The organism is Thermus neutrinimicus, assembly GCF_022760955.1.
GTDB classification, from domain to species: domain Bacteria; phylum Deinococcota; class Deinococci; order Deinococcales; family Thermaceae; genus Thermus; species Thermus neutrinimicus.
Genome location: NZ_JAKTNU010000013.1, coordinates 48671 through 65455 on the forward strand (window position 1 = coordinate 48671; position 16785 = coordinate 65455).

The window sequence follows — 16785 nt, forward strand, 5'->3', positions numbered from 1 at the left end:
TAGGAACGCATGCGCCTCTACCGCGTAGGTCTCTTTACCGATGTTTACTTCCCCAACCCCAACGGGGTAACCACCAGCGTTTACCTCCTCCTCCGGGAGCTTAGGCGCATGGGGCACGAGGCCTGGGTGGTGGCGCCCCACCATCCCGAGGCCCCTGACCGCGAAGAAGGTGTGGTCCGGGTCCCCTCCGTGGCTTACCCCTTTTACGAAGGGCAGCAGATCGCCCTACCCTCTTCCCGCCACCTGCCCACGGAGTTTGAAATCATTCACACTCACACCCCCTTGACCCTGGGCGTGTGGGGCCTCAGGATTGCCCGCAATAAGGAGCTCCCCCACGTATCCACCTTCCACACCCATTACGAAAAGTACGCCCACTATGTCCCCGGTCTCGCCATCCTGGACAAGTACACGGGGATCATCCCCAGGCTCGCCAAGGCCTTCTACAACCGGGTGGAGGTGGTCATCGCCCCCACGGAACCCGTAAAGCGGCTAGCGGAGGGTTATGGCATCCAAAGGCCCATACGGGTTATCCCCACGGGTATCGACAACCGTATCCTGGAGGAAGCGCCCCTTCCCTCCCCCTCCCCCTGGCCCGAGGGGAAAAGGCGCCTCATCACCGTGGGCCGGCTGGGAAAGGAAAAGTCCTTTGGCGTGGTGCTGAGGGCCGTGGCCGAGATGGCCAGGGAGGAGGAGGTCTTCCTGGTGCACATCGGGGAAGGACCCGAGCTGGAGCCCTTGAAACGCCTGGCGGAAACCCTGGGCATCGGGAATCGGGTTCGTTTCCTGGGGACGGTACCCTACCGGTACATCGGGGGCTACTACCGGATGGCGGAGCTCTTCCTCTTCGCCAGCGAAACGGAAACCCAGGGGCTGGTGATCTGGGAGGCCCAGGCCATGGGCGTGCCGGTGGTGGCCGTGGGGGCAGAAGGGGTGCTGGAAGGGGTAGTGGACAGCCAAACCGGGTACCTGGTGGCTCCAAAGGACTTCCAGGCCCTGGCGGCCAAGGCCTTGGAGCTCCTAAAGGACGAGGAGAAACGCCGGCGCTTCAGCCTCGAGGCCCGGGCCTGGGCCATGGAACGCTCCGCAGAGCGGATCGCGGAAAAAATCGTGGCCGTATATGACGAGGCCAACGAGATCCTGCGGGTGGAACCCCGGAGGCTCATCTTTCCCTTCCCCCGTCTTCCCCGAAGTAGCCTCGAGGATCACCCAGGAGGTTTCTAACCTGCTGGACCAAGAACCTCCCCCATCCCCCCTTTAACCTCCTGGGAGAGGTAAGGACCAGGGCCTCGGGCACGTACCTGACCCTCCCCATCCGCCTAAGCTTCCAACCCAAAAGCACATCCTCCCGGGCCTCCACCTCCGGAAACCCTCCCACCCTCAAGGCGGCCTCCTTTAAGAACATCATGTTGGCCCCAGCTAGGTTGGGTTTTCCCAGCAAGGCCATAAAGTTTAGAAAAGCGCGATAGCCCCACTCGGAAACCCAAGCCGTCCAGGGAGAGACCCCATAGAAGCGCAAGGGACCATAGAGGGCCACCGCGTCTTGCGCATTTCGGGCTAGGCTCTGAAGCCAGGTGGGGAGGGGAATGGAGTCGGCATCGGTCATGGCCACCCATTCCCCACGGGCGGCCAGAAGCCCCGCCTGGCGCGCATAGGCCACTCCCTTCTGGGGGCAGTACACCACCCGTACCCCAAAGGCCTCCGCCACCTCCCGGGTGCGGTCGGTGGAGGCATTGTCCACCACCACCACCTCAAAGGGTGGTAACGTCTGCGCCAAAACCGCCTGCAATGCCTTGGGCAAAAAGGCCTCCTCGTTGTGGGCGGGAATCACCACGCTGATGCGCACGGGTATACTTTAGCGTGTTTCGCTATCTGCCGTGGACCAGGGAGGGGCTCTTTGTTTTCCTGCGCCTGGTCCTAGCCGTAGGCCTCATGGAAGGGGTACGAAGCGGCTTCTTCGCCGGCCTCCTTCCCTTCTACGCCCCCGAGCACCTGGGGCTTGGCCCCGCCACCTTCACCCTGGCCTTTACCTTCCACCAGCTCTCCGAGAACCTATCGAAAACCGTTGGTGGGCTACTGGCGGAAAGGGTGGGGTTTGGCCGCACGGTCACCCTAGCGGCCTTCGCGGGCTTTCTGGCCCTTCTCCTCACCCCCAAAGCCCACGCCGGCTGGCTGCTTTGGGGGCTGGCCGTCCTGTGGGGCCTTACCATGTCCACCCTCTACCCTGGGCTCATGACCCTGGCCAGCCGCATCGCCGTGCCCGGACGGGAAGCGCGGGCCCTGTCCTTCACCCTGACCCTGGTGATGCCCTGGGTGGGCATCGGCCTGGTGGGGGTGGGACAGATAGCCCAAAAAGAACCCGAAGCCGCCCTCAACCTGCTCATCGCCACCCAAGGTCTGACCCTCCTCCTCGCCCTCAGCCTACTCCCCTTCCGCATCCCCATTCCCCCAAGGGCCCGGGAAACCTACCCCCTTAAGCGCCTTTTGCTGTTCCTCCCGGCCGCCTTCGGCCAGACCTTCGCTCCCGGTTTGGTTTCCCTCTTCATCCTGCGTTTTGCCAAGGAGGAACTGGCCCTCGAGCCCATCGCCCTGGGAGGGATTCTCCTCTTGGGCGGAGGCTTGGCCTTTGGCCTTTTGCCCCTTACCGGCCGGCAGGTGGACCGAAGGGGCTACCGCTTCGCCCTGGTGGGCGGGCTTCTCCTTTTGGCCCTGGTGATGGCCCGCCTGGCCTTCACTCCCAGCCTGGCCGAGCTTGCCCTGCTGGCTGCCTTGGGAGGCTTAGGCTTCAGCCTTTTCCTCCCCGGGTGGAATGGCTTCCTGGCCAGAAACCTACCCCAGGAAAACCGAGCCGCTGTATGGGGAGGGCTGATGACCGTGGAGGGGCTAGGGGTGGCCTTGGGACCTGCGGTGGGGGGTCTTTTGTGGGAAACCATGGGTATTAGGGCACCCTTTCTCGCAGGTAGCACCATCTTCTTACTTCTCAGTCTCCTTTACGCTATTCTCTTTTGGAGGATGCGGTGGAACTGATCCTGGGCTTGATTCTCCTCCTCTACGGGCTCTCCGACCTCCTCTTCCGCTTCCTTGGCCTGGGGGCCTACGCCCACGCCTCGAGGCGCACCCCCAAGGTGGCCCTAACCTTTGACGACGGCCCCTCGGAGAAGACGGAGGCCCTCTTGGCGCTTTTGCGCCAGCACGGGGTCAAGGCCACCTTTTTCCTGACCGGGGAACGGGCCAAGGCCCGGCCGGACCTGGTGGAGGCCATAAGGCGGGAAGGCCACCAGGTGGAGGACCATGGCGAGTGGCACCAGGCCTGGAAGCTTCTGTTGCCCTGGGTGGAATGGGAACACATGCGCCGAAACCCTGGCCGCTACTACCGGCCTCCCCATGGGCTTCACACCCCCTTTACCCGGTTGTTTGCCCGCAGGCTCGGCAAACGGGTGGCGCTTTGGGACCTGGAAAGCAAGGACTGGCTGGACCTTCCCCCTGAGGCCCTTGCGGAAAGGCTTCTTTACTACCTGCGCCCAGGGTCCATAGTGCTCCTCCACGACGGGCCGGAGCGAACCCTTAAGCTCTTAGAGCGAGCGCTTCCGGAGATCCTACGCCTGGGTTACCAACCCGTCACCCTGGACAGCCTTGCCCCCTTTCCCCTGACCCCGAGGCTCGCCCTCATCCGGGGACTCCAGGGATTTGAGGAACGCTTTAACGCAAGGCATCGGGTGGCCCGGGTGGGCTACGGCCCCTTTGACCTCTTCCGGGTGGAGAAAAAGCCTTTTCCCGGGCCCAACCTCCCCGCACTACCCCGGGGCACCCCTGCCCTTGAGATCCATCTGGAAAGCCAGCGGAGCATGGAGCTTTCCACGTTTGAAGCCATCCGATACGTGCGAGAAAGCCTGAAGAAGTTGGCGGAAGAGGTGGCCCAAGACCCCGAGGTGCGCTTGGTCTACGGCTACAGCTACCTGGCCCAGGGAGCCAGGCTCTTTGGCTTCCACACCCATCCCCTTCCCCCATGGCCCCGTTTGGTGGCTACCCTGAGCAGCGCCTGGTTCCTTTGGCTGTACCGAGGGGAGCTTCCCCAGCCCGACCGCTCCTGGGCCCAGCTGGCCTACCTCAGCCGGGAGGAGCTTTTAAGGCGATTCCCACCGTCCACTCCCGCTTACCCTCAGCAGGTACCCGGTGAAGGGCAAACCCCGCCTCCTTAAGGGCCCGGCGGAAGGCCCCCTGGGCAGAGTAGGTGGCAAGCCTCCCGCCACGCCGCAAAGCCCGACAAAGCTTTTGCAGCACAGGAAAGGACCAAGGCTCCGGGTTCACCCGGGGGCTAAAGGGGTCCAGGTAAACCGCGGTGGCCCAGTTCTGGGGAAGTCCCACCTCCTCCACCTTGCCAAAAAGGATGCGAAGCTCACCCCATGGGCCCTGGAAACGCTCTAGCGGCCACACCTTAAGGATCCCCGCCATCACCGCCTCCGCCCGGGGAAGGGGTAAGGGGATCTGGGCCAGGAGCTCTTTTGGCAGAGGTTCCTTCTCCACCGCCACGTAGCGGAGGTAGACCCCCCGTTGCAGGGCGCTTTCCAGGGTGGTGCGGAAGTTCACCAAAAGTCCTAGGCCCACCTCGAGGACCCTAGGGGCCGGATGGAGGTGGGTGAGGGTCTTCTCTAGGTAAAGCCGGCGGGCCTGGAGCAAGGCTCCCTGCCTTGGATGGTAGGCTTCCCCGTACCCCGGATGGAAGAGGGTTGGGGTTCCGTCCTGGGTGAGGATGGGCTCCACTCCCGTAGAATAGCCCCCATGGAGCTCACCCTTCTGGACAAGCTCTCAGGAACCCTGGCCAACGCCGCCACCGTGACCCTGGGCACAGGACTCGGCCTCTTGCTCCGGGGCCGGCTCCCCGAACGCATGGCCCGCATCATGGTCCAGGGGGTGGGGCTCACCACCCTTTTCATCGGGTTCTCCATGGCAGGGGCCCTGGGAAAGGCCAAGGGCGGGGCCATAGACGGCGTGATCCTCGGGCTCATCGCCTTGGTGCTGGGAGGGCTCCTTGGGGAGTGGTGGCGGATCGAGGAGGCCCTCGAGGGCATTGGGGAGAAGATCAAGCGGGCGGTAAGGGGCGGGGGAAGCTTCACCGAGGGCTTCGTGGCGGCAAGCCTTCTCTTTTGCGTGGGCCCTATGACCCTTCTGGGCTCCATCCAGAACGGCTTGACCGGGGATCCCAGCATCCTTCTCCTCAAGGCCACCCTGGATGGCCTCTCCGCCATCGCCCTCACCAGCTCCTTTGGCATAGGTGTGGGGTTTAGCGTGCTGGTCATCCTCGGCTACCAGGGGGGTATCGCCCTTTTGGCCGGCACCCTGAGCCAGGTTCTCCCCGACCCCGCCCACGACCCCCGGGTCCTCCTCGTGACCGGGGTGGGAGGCCTGATGGTCCTCGGGGTGGGGATCAACCTCCTGGGCCTCACCAAGGTGCGGGTGGGCTCCTTCCTTCCCGCCCTCCTCCTGGCCCCCCTGGTCTATGCTTTGGCCAGCTGGCTTTCGTAGGGCTTCCCGAGGGTAAAATGCGGGACATGGAGCTATCCCCGGAGCTCTTACGCAAGCTGGAAGGCCTTGCCAAGATCCGGCTTTCCCCCGAGGAGGAGGCCTTGCTGTTAGAGGATCTCAAGCGGATCCTGGAGTTCGTGGACGCCCTTCCCCACGTGGAAGAAGCCGGGGAGGAGGAAGCCCAGGGCCGTCTAAGGGAGGATGAACCCCTTCCCTCCCTTTCCCAGGAAGAGGCCCTAAAGGCGGCCCCAGAGGCCGAAGAGGGGTTTTTCCGGGTACCCAAGGTGCTGGAGTGACCATGGTGGACCTCAAGCACCTCCGCCGCAACCCCGAGGTCTATCGGGAAGCCATCCGCCTGAAGGGGGTGGCCTTGGATTTGGATGCCCTTCTGGCCCTGGACGCCGAGGTGCAGGGCCTAAAGGCCCGGCTCCAGGAGCTCCAGACCGAGCGCAACCGCATCGCCAAGGAGGTACCGAAAGCTCCCCCCGAGACCAAGCCCCACCTGGTGGCCAGGGGCAAGGCCCTGGCGGAGGAGGCCAAGGGGGTGGAGGAAGCCTTGCGGGAAAAGGAAGCCCGGCTCTTAGAGCTCCTCCTCCAGGTGCCCCTGCCCCCCTGGCCCCAAGCCCCAGTGGGCCCCGACGACTCCGCCAACGTGGAGATCAAGCGGGTGGGAACCCCCCCGGAGTTTTCCTTCCCTCCCCTGGACCACGTGAGCCTTCTGGAGAAAAACGGCTGGTGGGAGCCCAGGATCAGCCAGGTTTCGGGAAGCCGCACCTACGCCCTGAGGGGGGATCTTGCCCTGTATGAGCTGGCCCTGATCCGCTTCGCCGTGGACTTCATGGTGCGAAAGGGCTATACCCCTTTGACCCTTCCCTCTTACGCCAGGGAGAAGGCCTTCATCGGCACCGGGCACTTTCCCGCCGCTAGGGACCAGGTCTGGCCCATCGCCGGCACAGACCTCTACCTCACGGGCACCGCGGAGGTGGTGTTGAACGCCCTTCACAGCGGGGAGATCCTGAAACCCGAAGAGCTTCCCAAGCGCTATGCCGGCTATGCCCCCGCCTTCCGCTCGGAAGCGGGGAGCTTCGGCAAGGACGTGAGGGGCCTCATGCGGGTGCACCAGTTTCACAAGGTGGAGCAGTACGTGCTCACCGAGGCGAGCCTCGAGGCCTCGGACCAAGCCTTCCAGGAGCTTTTACAAAACGCCGAGGAAATCCTAGGCCTCCTGGAACTTCCCTACCGCCTCCTGGAGGTCTCCACGGGGGACATGGGCCCGGGCAAGTGGCGGCAGGTGGACCTGGAGGTCTGGGTGCCCTCGGAGGGGCGTTACCGGGAAACCCACTCCTGCTCAGCCCTTCTGGACTGGCAAGCCCGGAGGGCGGACCTCCGCTACCGGGACAAGGAGGGCAGGGTGCAGTACGCCTACACCTTGAACAACACCGCCTTGGCCACCCCCAGAATTCTGGTGATGCTTTTGGAAAACCACCAACTCCCTGATGGGCGGGTGAGGGTACCCCAGGCCCTTGTCCCCTACCTGGGCAAGGAGGTGCTGGAGCCATGCGTCTAGAGGCCGCAGAGCTCAGGATCCTGGAGCTACCCCTGAAGTTCCGGTTTGAGACCAGCTTCGGGGTGCAGACCAAAAGGACCATCCTCCTCCTGAGGCTTTTTGGCGAGGGCCTCGAGGGCCTGGGGGAAGGGGTGATGGAAAAGCTCCCCCTCTACCGGGAGGAGACCGTGGCCGGCGCCCGCTACCTCCTGGAGGAGGTCTTCCTGCCTGAGGTTCTGGGAAAGGACTTCCCCAACCCCGAGGCCCTAAGCCAAGCCCTCGCCCCTTTTCGGGGGAACCCCATGGCCAAGGCGGTTTTGGAGATGGCCTTCTGGGACCTCTTTGCCAAGGGGCTGGGAAAACCCCTTTGGCAGGTCCTGGGCGGGGTGCGAAGGAGGGTGGAGGTGGGGGTTTCCTTGGGCATCCAGCCCACGGTGACGGATACCCTGAAGGCGGTGGAAAAGCACCTTTCCGAAGGCTACCGGCGCATCAAGCTCAAGATCAAGCCGGGCTGGGACTACCAGGTGCTGAAGGCGGTGCGCCAGGCCTTCCCGGAAGCCACCCTAACCGCCGACGCCAACAGCGCCTACCGCCTCTTTGACTTCCCCCGGCTGAAACGGCTGGACGAGCTCTTCCTGGACTATATCGAGCAACCCCTGGGCTACGACGACCTCCTGGACCACGCCCGGCTCCAGCAGGAGCTCGCCACCCCCATCTGCCTGGACGAAAGCCTCACCTCCTCGGAAAAGGCGAGGAAGGCCATAGAGCTCAGGGCGGGAAGGGTGTTCAACATCAAGCCGGCCCGGCTTGGGGGCCATGGGGAAAGCCTCAAGGCCCACGCCCTGGCCCAAAGCGCCGGGATTCCCCTTTGGATGGGGGGGATGCTGGAGGCGGGGGTGGGCCGGGCCCACAACCTCCACCTGGCCACCCTGCCCGCCTTCACCAAGCCCGGGGACGTGAGCTCGGCCAGCCGCTACTGGGAGGAGGACATCGTGGAGGAGGCCCTCGAGGCGGAGGAGGGCCTCATGGACGTGCCCGAAGGTCCAGGCATCGGCGTGCACCTGAAGCTTCCCCTGGTGGAGCGGATCACCCTATGGCAAAGGTACATGTCCGCGAGCTAAGGGGCCCCGAGGAGATGGAGGCCGTGGTGGAGCTCCAGCGGGAAGTCTGGGGCCGCGCGGAAAGCGACCTGGTGCCCAGGGGCCTTCTCATCGCCGTTCAGGACGAAGGAGGCTTGGTGGCGGGGGCCTTCGTGGAGGAGAAGCTGGTGGGTTTCGTCTTCGGTTTCCCCACCCAAGACCCCAGCCTGCAACACTCCCACATGCTGGGGGTCCTGGAAGCCTACCGGGGCACGGGGGCCGCCCTTTTGCTCAAGCGCTTCCAGCGGGACTGGTGCCTGGCCCGGGGGGTGAGGAAGGTGGTCTGGACCTTCGACCCCCTTAGGGGGGTGAACGCCAACTTCAACCTCAGGAAGCTTGGGGCCACCGCCAAAACCTACCTTCCCGACCACTACGGCCCCATGACGGGCATCAACGCCGGGGCCCCCTCAGACCGGCTTCTGGCGGAGTGGGAACTCCTTTCTGAAAGGGTCTACACCCGTATCTACGCCCCGCCCCCTGAACCCTGGGTGGAGGGGTTCCCCCAGGTCAACCGGGTGGAGGAGGAGAGGCCCCTGGAGGCCTTCTTGGACCTCGAGGGTCCCCGCCTCCTCTTCCAGATCCCCGAGGACTGGGGAAGGATCCTTCGGGAAGATCCAACCCTGGCCCTGGCGTGGCGGGAGCACAGCCGCCTGGTCCTGGGCCACTACTTCGCCCAGGGCTACCGGGCCGTGGACTTCGCCCGAAATCCTAACCGCTATGTTCTGGCTAAGGACTGAGCTTTGGACCGCCGAGGTGGTCTACACGGGATTCGGCACCCCCATGCTCCGGGGAGCCATAGCGGTCCAAGGACCCACTGTGGTGGGCCAGGGAAGCCTCGAGGAGCTTCGGGCCCGTTTCCCCCAGGCGGAGGTGATCCACAAGGGCAAGGCCCTCTTCCCACCCCCGGTGAATGCCCACACCCACCTGGACCTTTCCCTCCATCCCCTTTACCGGGGGCCCTTTTCCGGCTTCATCCCCCATGTGATGGCCCATCGGGAAAAGAGGGGGCTTCAGGCAGCAAAGGAAGGCCTGGAGGAACTCCTGCGCCTTGGGATAGGGGCCTTTGCTGACGTGGTGTTTGGGGATGAGGTCATGGAGTTCCTACTGCGGGAAAGCCCCCTGCCGGGGGTGGCCTTCTACGAGGTTTTTGCCCCGGATCCCCAAGACGCCCTGGAGGTGTTCCAGCAGGTCCAGGCCAAGGTCAAATCCTGGCGACGCCTGGAAGGACGGGTGAGGGTGGGGCTTTCCCCCCACGCCCCCTATTCGGTGAGCGCGCCCCTGTTGAAGCGGCTCGCCCAGTACGCCAGGGCCGAGGGCCTCCCCCTCATGATCCACGCAGGGGAAAGCCCGGATGAGGTGGCCTTCCTGCAAAGGGGAGAGGGGGTTTTAACCCAGGTCCACGGACGCTTCAGCCGAACCCCCTTTCAACCCCCGGGCCTAACCCCCATCCGCTACCTCCAGACCCTGGGCGCCTTGGGCCCCAATACCCTTTTGGTGCACGGGGTGCAGGTGGACGAGGAGGAGGTCAGGATGCTGGCGGATTCCGGCACCAAAGTGATCCTCTGCCCCCGGTCCAACGCTCACCTGGAGGTGGGAGAAGTCCCCGTCCACCTCTACGCCCGCCACGGGGTGGAACTGGCCCTGGGCACGGATTCCCGGGCCAGCAGCCCAGACCTGGACGTGAGAAACGAGGCCCTTTTCCTGTGGGAAAAGGTGGAGCCTAGGCTTCTCGTCCGGGCCCTGACCCGGGGAGGGTACCGGGCCCTGGGCCTTCCCACCCCCCGCCTGACCCGGGGAAGCCCCGCCAGTCTGGTACACTCCCTCTGATGCGCCCCTTGGGCCGCGGCCCCCAGCTCAACTTCCCCACCCTCTGGGACGAGGAGGTGCGGCACACCGGGCCCCTCATCCTCTATAGCGCCTTCACCGGAGCCTTGGCTGGCCTCCTCCTGGCCCTCCTGAACGCCTTGCTGAGGACCCTGACCCAGGCCTTTGGCCTCTTCTTTGGGTACCTGGCCCCCGAGCCCCCAGGGGAAGGAGGCCTAGCCCAGGCCTTCACTGGACCCTCCTCCTGGCCCCTGGCCTTCCTTCTGCCCCTCCTCTTCGCCCTCACCAGCCTCCTGGGAACCGGGCAGGGGCTTGCCGCATTCCTCCTGCAGGCCCGCGAAGACCGGCTAAGCCCTCCTTCCTCCCATGGGCGGGCCATTTTGGGCGGTGTGCTCCAGCTTTCCCTTTACTCCCCCATGGGGCGGGAGGGGCCCTTTGGGGTGCTGGGGCTTTGGCTAGGCCGGGGGCTGGACCGCCGCTTTCCCCGGCTTGGCGGAGGGCTGGCCTTCGCCGGGCTTGCCGCCGGGCTTGGGGTCAGCCTGCACGCTCCCGTGGCCGGGGCCCTCCTGGCCACGGAGATCCTGTATCAACGCCTCCTCCTCGAGGCGCGGGCTCTTACCCCAGCCCTGATCGGCGCCTTGGCGGGTTTTGCCGTCTACGGGGCTTTCTTTGGCTACACCCCCCTCCTATCCTTCCAGGCCCAGGTGGACGTGGGGGCCTTCCCCGCCGGGGCCCTGATAGGGCTGGTGGCTGCTACCCTGGCCACCCTTTGGGTGGAAGGCTCGCGCTTCCTGGAAGTCCGCATCCGCCCTTTTCCCTACCCCTGGCGCCACGCCCTCATGGGCCTAGCCCTGGCCCTAGCCCTCCTCTTCCTGCCCGAGGCCTTGGGGAGCGGCCTGGGCTGGGTAGCCGTGGCCACCACCCCCCTTGTACCTCCCATGGCCGTGTTGTCCCTGCTTTTCGCCAAGCTCCTTCTCCTCCTCCTGGCCAGCGGAATCAGGGCCTACGGAGGCCCCTACACCCCTGCCCTGGTCCTAGGGGGGCTTTTGGGAGCCCTCCTCTCCCATCTTCCGGGTCCCCTGGCCCTTCCCCCAGAAACCCTGGCCTTAGCCGGGGGCGTGGCGGTGCTGGCGGGGGTAGCCCGTGCCCCCTTTGCCGCCACCGTTTTGGCAGCGGAGTGGGGCGGGTACGCCACCTTGCCCCTGGTGCTACCCGCGGTGCTCCTGGCCTACGTGCTCACCCCCGCCTACAATCCCACGGAGGGCGTCAGGGAAGGGCAGGCCACGCCTGGGGGGAGTCTGTCTGAAAGGCCTCCGCAAAGGGAACCCCCGCCTCCTGACCCCGAAGCCGCCGACGGGCGCGAAACTCCTCCAGGGTGAGGGGCCAGCGGTAGAACTCCTGGTAAAAGGCAAACACCGCCTCGGCCACCTCCTGCGTGGCCGTGGTATCCACATAGACCCACGGCCGCAAAACCTCCTTCCTGGGATAGTGGTAAAGCCGTACGGGCTTCCGGTGCGCCTCCCCCACAAGTTTGGGTATGCGGCAGAACTTCAAGGCGGACAAGACCGCCTGGTGCGTGGCCCGGTGGTCGGGGTGGACGTCCAGGGAATCCCAGGTGATCACCGCATCCGGCTGGAACTCCGCCATCAACCGAGCCAAGGCCAGGGCCTCCTCCCTGCCCCCGGTGAGAAAGGTGTCGCGAAAAGGGAGAAACCGGTACTCGGCCCCAATCAGCCGCGCCACATGGGCCCCGTGCCCCTCCCGTATCTCCGCCACCCTGGCCTCCTCCATCCCCCCGAACTGGCTTGCCAGCTCCCCCTTCGTCATCCAGACCAAAAGCACCCGGTCCCCCCGCCGGGCGTGGAGGGCCAGGGTGCCTGTAGCCCCGATCTCATCATCGGGATGGGCGAACACCGCCATCAGATTCACAACCCCAAGTCTACCCGTCTTGTATCAGGGGCTAAAACCCCTTAGCATGGAGCGCAACTATGGTCCGGGGCATCAGGGGTGCCATCACCGTGGAGGAGGATACGCCCGAGGCCATCCACCAAGCCACGCGGGAGCTTCTCCTGAAGATGCTGGAGGCAAACGGCATCCAAAGCCATGAGGAGCTGGCAGCCATCATCTTCACGGTTACAGAGGACCTGTGTTCGGCCTTCCCCGCCGAGGCTGCCCGGCAGATCGGCATGCACCGGGTTCCCCTGCTCTCCGCCCGGGAGGTGCCGGTTCCAGGAAGCCTGCCCCGGGTCATCCGGGTCCTGGCCCTTTGGAACACCGAAACCCCCCAGGACCAGGTGCGCCACGTCTACCTCAGGGATGCGGTGCGCCTACGGCCCGACCTGGAAAGCGCCCAGTAATAGCCCCCACCTTGGGAAAGACCCCCGCTTGGTGGGACTAAAGAACCTAGCGAAAAGGGATGCCCTAGAAACCCAGGACCTCGGCCCAGGGGGTCGGGGCCTTGGGGCTCACGTAGCCCGTATCCATCTGGGCCAGCTGGAGGCGGCCCGAGTACTCCTCGTTCACCGCATGCCAGTAGGTGTACTCCTCTATGACCCAGATCCCGGATTCCCGGGCCCCGTTGCCGCTGGCCTTCACCCCGCCAAAGGGCAGGTGGGCCTCGGCACCCACGGTGGTGTTGTTGATGCTGGTCATCCCCGCCCGGATCCCCACCTTGAAGAGGTAGGCCCAGTGGCGGTGGTTGGTGTAAATGGCGCTGGATAGGCCGTAGGGGGTGGCGTTGGCCACCTCTATGGCCTCCTCGATGCCGTCCACCTTAACCAGGTTGATGGTGGGGCCAAAGATCTCCTCGGCAAACTGGCGCATGCCGGGCCTGGCCTCCCACACCGTGGGCCAGCCGTAAAGACCCGCCTCGAGGTCCCCCCGGAAACGGGGATAGGGGTTTTCCCGGGTGATCCGCCCCTTACCCAAGAGCAGGGTGGCCCCATCCTCCTGTCCCCAGGTGTAGTGCTCCAGCCACCGCTGGAACAGGCGCTCGTTGATAAAGGGGCCGTAGGTGACCTCGGGGTGGAGAAGGGGGTTGCCCACCACCGTGGCCTCGGTCCTTTCCAGGAAGCGCCTTTTGAACTCGTCATAAATGGGCGCATCCACGATGATGTTGCCCGCCGAGGTGCAGCGCTGGCCCCCGGTGGCGAAGGCGCTCCACCAGGCCCCTTCCACCGCCAGATCCAGGTCGGCATCCCGCATCACCACCAAGGGATTCTTTCCACCGAGCTCCAGGGTGGGCCGGATCAGGTTCCGCCCCGCCACCTCCCCGATCCAGCGTCCCACCTTGGTGCTGCCGGTGAAGGCGAACTTGTTGAGGAGGCCCTCGTCCATGAGCTCCACCAGCCACTGGCCCGTGGAGTCCTTCCCGCCGCCGAAGACCACGTTGATGACCCCAGGAGGCAGGCCCGCCTCCTCAAAGAGCTTCACGAAGATATAGGAAAGGGCCGGGGAGTCATCGGAAGGTTTCCAGACCATGGTGTTGCCCGCCAGGACCGCAGGGATCAGCTTCCAGCTAGGCACGGCGATGGGGAAGTTCCCGGCGGTGATCATCCCCACCACCCCCAAGGGCCTGCGGAAGGTGAAGAGCTCCTTGTTCCGCATCTCGCTGGGCACGGTCTGGCCGTAAAGCCTCCGCCCCTCCGAGGCGAAGAAGATAGCGGTGTCGATGGCCTCCTGGACATCCCCCCCCGCCTCCTTGAAGGTCTTTCCCACCTCCCTGACCATGAGCCGGGTCAGGGTGGGCTTTTCCCGCTCCAGGATCTTGGCCAGGTTGAAAAGCACCTGCCCCCGCACGGGCGCTGGGGTTGCGCTCCACTCCTTGAAGGCCTCCCGCGCCTTCAGGGCGGCTTTCCTCAGGGTTTCCTTGGTACCCTCGGGGAAACGGGCCACCAGGTCCTCGAGGTCCGAGGGATTCCGCCTCTCCAAAACCCTTCCCTCAAAAACCTCATCCCCTCCGATGAGGTGGCCGAACTCCAAGGTGTTCCCATACTTGCCGGAAAAGGCCTTCATGGCAACCTCCGAAGGAATTTTACCCCTGGCCGAACTTGGCCTTGAGGGCCCTAAGGGTGGCCGGGGGCACCAGCTTGGACACATCCCCCCCGTAGCGGGCGATCTCCTTCACCATGGTGCTGGAGACAAAGGAGTACCGGGTGGCGGCCAGGATGAAGAGGGTCTCCAGGCCTGGGAGAAGCTGGCGGTTCAGGTGGGCCATCTGGAGCTCGTACTCGTAGTCAGAAACCGCCCTCAGGCCCTTGACGATGGCCTGGGCCCCCACCTGCTTCACGAAATCCACCAGAAGGCCGGAAAAGGTACGGGCCTCCACGTTGGGCAGGTGAGCGGTGGCCTCCCGCACGATGTTTAACCGCTCCTCGGCGGTAAACAGGTACTGCCCCCGCTTGTTGGGGTTTTCCAGCACCGCCACCGTGACCCGGTCAAAGAGGCGGCTGGCCCGCTGGATCACGTCCAAATGGCCGTTGGTAAGGGGGTCAAAGCTTCCGGGATAGACCACGTGCATCTAAGCCTCCACCAGGGTAAGGGCGTTTTCCCCGTAAACCCGCCGCTCCCCAAAGGGGAGGTGCAGGTCCTTGGGGTGCTGGAGGATGTAGAGCCCTCCCTTCTCCACAAGACCGCTTCCCAGGAGGGCCTGAAAGGCCTGGACCAGGTCCAGGGGATAGGGCGGAGCCATAAAGGCCACCGTGTAGCGTTCGCCTCGGGCCTTGGCCTCGGGCAGAAAAACCTCCACGGGAAGGGGAACGATGCGGGCCCTTAGCCCCGTGCGGCGGAGGTTCTCCCTAAGCAAGGCCACCGCTTCCTGGTCCTTCTCCACCAAGGTGGCCTCAAAACCCTCGCTGGCCGCCTCGAGGCCCACCGCCCCGCTCCCCGCATAGAGGTCCAGGAACCGGCCCCGCCTGGGGTAGCGGAGGCGCAGATAGTCAAAAAGGGCCTTTCGCAGGCGCACGGGGGAGGGCCTGGCCGAGGCCGGAACCTTCAAGGGCACCCCCTTGGCCTTGCCGCCCAGGATCCTCACCACGCCTCCTAGCTTAAAGCTCCAGGACCAGGCGGCAAAGCCTGTCCACCCCACCGGAGACCTCCTCCAGGGTGATGAGGAGGTCCAGGTGGGCCAAGGTGGTGGCCCGGCTTTCCGCCTTCCCGCTCTCCAAACGGCTCAGGTGCGCCCGCCGCAGACGGTCCAGAAAGGCCGCCACCTCCCCTTCCCCCGACAAGACCCCCTCCGCCAAGGCCTTGTCCCCCGTGGCCAAGGCGGCCGCCATGCGTTCCAAGCGGCCCAGCACCAACCTTCCCGCCTCCAGAAGGTCTTCCTTGCCCTCGGGACTAAAGGTGAGGCCCTGCGCCCAAAGCTTCTCTGCCTGCCGCACCACCCGGCGCACCAGATCCCCCAGGTGTTCAAGCTCGCTGGCCGCCACGAAAAACCGCACCGCCCGCTCGTCTTGGGTGCGGGTGGAAAGCTCGGCGGTGTAGAGGACCACCTCCCGGGTAAGCCGGTCCACCTTGTCCTCCAGGGCCAAAAGCTCCGCCTCACCCCCCTCCTCCTGGGCCAGGATCCGTACCGCCCGCACCAGCATGTCCCTCACGGCATCCGCCACCCGGCCCAGCTCCCGCTGCACCAGGGCGTAGGCCAGGCTAGGGGTTTGCAGGGCCTCGAGGGAAAGGTATTTGGGGCTTACGGTGCGGCGGGGAAAGAGGGTTTCCACAAGGCGCAGGTAACGCTCCTGAAGGGGCAGAAAACCGAGGGCATAGGCCAGGTGGCTTAGAAGGTGGAGCCCCACCACCCCTAGGCCCGCCAGGGGCCAAAGCAAAAGCAAAAAGGGCAGGGAAAGGAGAAAGCGATGCCCCAAAAGGGCGACCCCTAGGGCCCACCCTTCCCGCCTGCCCCCCAAGGCCGCCAGAAAAAGGGCCCCAGATGCCCCCACCCCTGCCCCCAGGGTCAAGGCCATGCTTCCTTCGTGTCCCAAAAGGGGCAGAAGGGCCAGGGCCAGGGCCGCCACCCCGTTGGCGGTTCCCAGAAAAAAGGCCAGGAGGGCCCCCACCAGGTATAAGGCCCCTGGACCAGGGTTCAGAAGGCCTAAAAGGGGCGCAAAAGACCTGGCTCCCTGACCCATCTCCAAAAACCCCAGGAAAAGAAGGCCCAACCCCAAGAGCACTAGCCCTCCGCTTCGGCCTCCCCGAAAAAGGAAAAGGGGAAGGCCCAAAGCCAAAAGGACCTCGGCCACCTCCCGTTGCGCCAGGGCCACCACCCCCACCCAGGCGCTGGCCCCCGCGGTGGCGGCCAAGGAAAGGAGGGCGGCCTGCCCCAGGGAAAGGATTCCGCCCTCCAAAAGCCCCAAGGCGAGAAGGGAAAGGCCGGTGCCGCTACCCGAGAGAAGCCCCAGGAGAAAACCGGAGAGGAAAAGGCTCCCCGGCTTGGAAAAAGCCCGGGCCAGCAGGTACCTCTTGCCCTTCACCGCGGAAAGCCCTTCCCCGATCAGGTGTAACCCCAAAAGCAAAAGGGCAAGGCCCGCCAGAAAGCCCACGGGAGGAGTATACGAAAGGCCAGCCAAAGGGCTGGCCTTCTGGTCGGGGAGACTGGATTTGAACCAGCGACCCCCTCGTCCCGAACGAGGTGCGCTACCGGGCTGCGCTACTCCCCGTAGCGGAGTTCAGTATAGGGGAGAAGGCCCAAAAGGTCAAAGGGTTGTAATCGGTCAATACATCTGAGACTGGGGGACCGACTCCGCTTGCATTTTAGCCAAG

18 protein-coding genes and 1 tRNA gene are annotated in these 16785 nt (G+C 65.1%); 11 read left to right on the plus strand and 8 right to left on the minus strand.

Translation table 11 applies throughout. The features are described from left to right. Positions 1-9: 9 nt before the first annotated feature. The gene (locus L0C59_RS08345) at positions 10-1221 is read left to right on the plus strand and encodes a glycosyltransferase family 4 protein (protein ID WP_243090901.1); all 1212 of its coding nucleotides are present in this window, start codon (positions 10-12) and stop codon (positions 1219-1221) included. Here the strand turns inward: L0C59_RS08345 and L0C59_RS08350 are convergent. Beyond that, a complete protein-coding gene (locus L0C59_RS08350; protein ID WP_243090902.1) occupies positions 1160-1843 on the minus strand; it encodes a glycosyltransferase family 2 protein in 684 nt (227 codons plus the stop codon). The genes L0C59_RS08345 and L0C59_RS08350 overlap by 62 nt on opposite strands. 14 nt (positions 1844-1857) lie before the next feature. On the opposite strand from L0C59_RS08350, the gene L0C59_RS08355 reads away from it, so the two are divergent. Both L0C59_RS08355 and L0C59_RS08360 read left to right on the plus strand, forming a co-directional pair. After that, positions 1858-3024 (plus strand): MFS transporter, encoded by a 1167-nt coding sequence (locus tag L0C59_RS08355; RefSeq protein ID WP_243090903.1) that lies wholly within the window; start codon positions 1858-1860, stop codon positions 3022-3024. Continuing rightward, positions 3015-4196 (plus strand): polysaccharide deacetylase family protein, encoded by a 1182-nt coding sequence (locus tag L0C59_RS08360; RefSeq protein ID WP_243090904.1) that lies wholly within the window; start codon positions 3015-3017, stop codon positions 4194-4196. The genes L0C59_RS08355 and L0C59_RS08360 overlap by 10 nt, the downstream gene beginning before the upstream one ends. Here L0C59_RS08360 and mnmC2 read toward each other — a convergent pair. Beyond that, the gene (gene mnmC2, locus L0C59_RS08365) at positions 4105-4758 is read right to left on the minus strand and encodes a tRNA (5-methylaminomethyl-2-thiouridine)(34)-methyltransferase MnmC2 (RefSeq protein ID WP_243090905.1); all 654 of its coding nucleotides are present in this window, start codon (positions 4756-4758) and stop codon (positions 4105-4107) included. The genes L0C59_RS08360 and mnmC2 overlap by 92 nt on opposite strands. Positions 4759-4776: 18 nt before the next feature. On the opposite strand from mnmC2, the gene L0C59_RS08370 reads away from it, so the two are divergent. Genes L0C59_RS08370 through L0C59_RS08400 form a run of 7 tightly spaced genes read left to right on the plus strand, consistent with a single transcriptional unit; the run spans position 4777 to position 11408 of the window. Further along, positions 4777-5520, plus strand: coding sequence for a DUF554 domain-containing protein (locus L0C59_RS08370; RefSeq protein WP_243090906.1), 744 nt, complete (start codon positions 4777-4779; stop codon positions 5518-5520). 26 nt (positions 5521-5546) lie between these two features. Next, positions 5547-5816: an Asp-tRNA(Asn)/Glu-tRNA(Gln) amidotransferase subunit GatC gene (gene gatC, locus L0C59_RS08375; protein WP_243090907.1), complete on the plus strand. Its 270-nt coding sequence runs from the start codon at positions 5547-5549 to the stop codon at positions 5814-5816. Positions 5817-5818: 2 nt separating this feature from the next. After that, a complete protein-coding gene (gene serS / locus L0C59_RS08380) occupies positions 5819-7087 on the plus strand; it encodes a serine--tRNA ligase (RefSeq protein WP_243090908.1) in 1269 nt (422 codons plus the stop codon). Then, positions 7078-8187 (plus strand): o-succinylbenzoate synthase, encoded by a 1110-nt coding sequence (gene menC / locus L0C59_RS08385; RefSeq protein ID WP_243090909.1) that lies wholly within the window; start codon positions 7078-7080, stop codon positions 8185-8187. The genes serS and menC overlap by 10 nt, the downstream gene beginning before the upstream one ends. Next, positions 8160-8942 carry a GNAT family N-acetyltransferase gene (locus L0C59_RS08390; RefSeq protein WP_243090910.1) on the plus strand — a complete coding sequence of 261 codons (783 nt, stop codon included), beginning with the start codon at positions 8160-8162 and terminating at the stop codon, positions 8940-8942. Before menC ends, L0C59_RS08390 begins: the two co-directional genes overlap by 28 nt. After that, on the plus strand, positions 8923-10032 hold the full coding sequence (locus tag L0C59_RS08395) for an amidohydrolase family protein (protein ID WP_243090911.1): 1110 nt from the start codon (positions 8923-8925) through the stop codon (positions 10030-10032). Before L0C59_RS08390 ends, L0C59_RS08395 begins: the two co-directional genes overlap by 20 nt. Further along, positions 10032-11408, plus strand: a complete 1377-nt coding sequence (locus L0C59_RS08400) for a chloride channel protein (protein ID WP_243090912.1) — start codon at positions 10032-10034, stop codon at positions 11406-11408. Before L0C59_RS08395 ends, L0C59_RS08400 begins: the two co-directional genes overlap by 1 nt. Here the strand turns inward: L0C59_RS08400 and L0C59_RS08405 are convergent. Further along, positions 11296-11949: a PIG-L deacetylase family protein gene (locus L0C59_RS08405; RefSeq protein ID WP_243090918.1), complete on the minus strand. Its 654-nt coding sequence runs from the start codon at positions 11947-11949 to the stop codon at positions 11296-11298. The genes L0C59_RS08400 and L0C59_RS08405 overlap by 113 nt on opposite strands. A gap of 68 nt (positions 11950-12017) precedes the next feature. On the opposite strand from L0C59_RS08405, the gene aroH reads away from it, so the two are divergent. Then, a complete protein-coding gene (gene aroH, locus L0C59_RS08410) occupies positions 12018-12386 on the plus strand; it encodes a chorismate mutase (protein WP_243090913.1) in 369 nt (122 codons plus the stop codon). A 64-nt stretch (positions 12387-12450) separates the two neighbouring features. Here aroH and L0C59_RS08415 read toward each other — a convergent pair whose 3' ends face one another. The 5 genes from L0C59_RS08415 to L0C59_RS08435 form a co-directional block, all read right to left on the minus strand. Further along, positions 12451-14043, minus strand: a complete 1593-nt coding sequence (locus tag L0C59_RS08415) for an aldehyde dehydrogenase family protein (protein ID WP_243090914.1) — start codon at positions 14041-14043, stop codon at positions 12451-12453. Between the two features lie 19 nt (positions 14044-14062). After that, on the minus strand, positions 14063-14548 hold the full coding sequence (gene coaD, locus L0C59_RS08420) for a pantetheine-phosphate adenylyltransferase (RefSeq protein ID WP_243090915.1): 486 nt from the start codon (positions 14546-14548) through the stop codon (positions 14063-14065). Next, entirely contained in the window at positions 14549-15064 is a 516-nt protein-coding gene (locus L0C59_RS08425) for an RsmD family RNA methyltransferase (protein ID WP_243090916.1), read from the minus strand. It abuts the gene before it with no gap. Between the two features lie 10 nt (positions 15065-15074). Continuing rightward, a complete protein-coding gene (locus L0C59_RS08430) occupies positions 15075-16565 on the minus strand; it encodes a PhoU domain-containing protein (RefSeq protein ID WP_243090917.1) in 1491 nt (496 codons plus the stop codon). Positions 16566-16605: 40 nt separating this feature from the next. Next, positions 16606-16682 (minus strand) — tRNA-Pro (locus tag L0C59_RS08435). Positions 16683-16785: the final 103 nt, after the last annotated feature.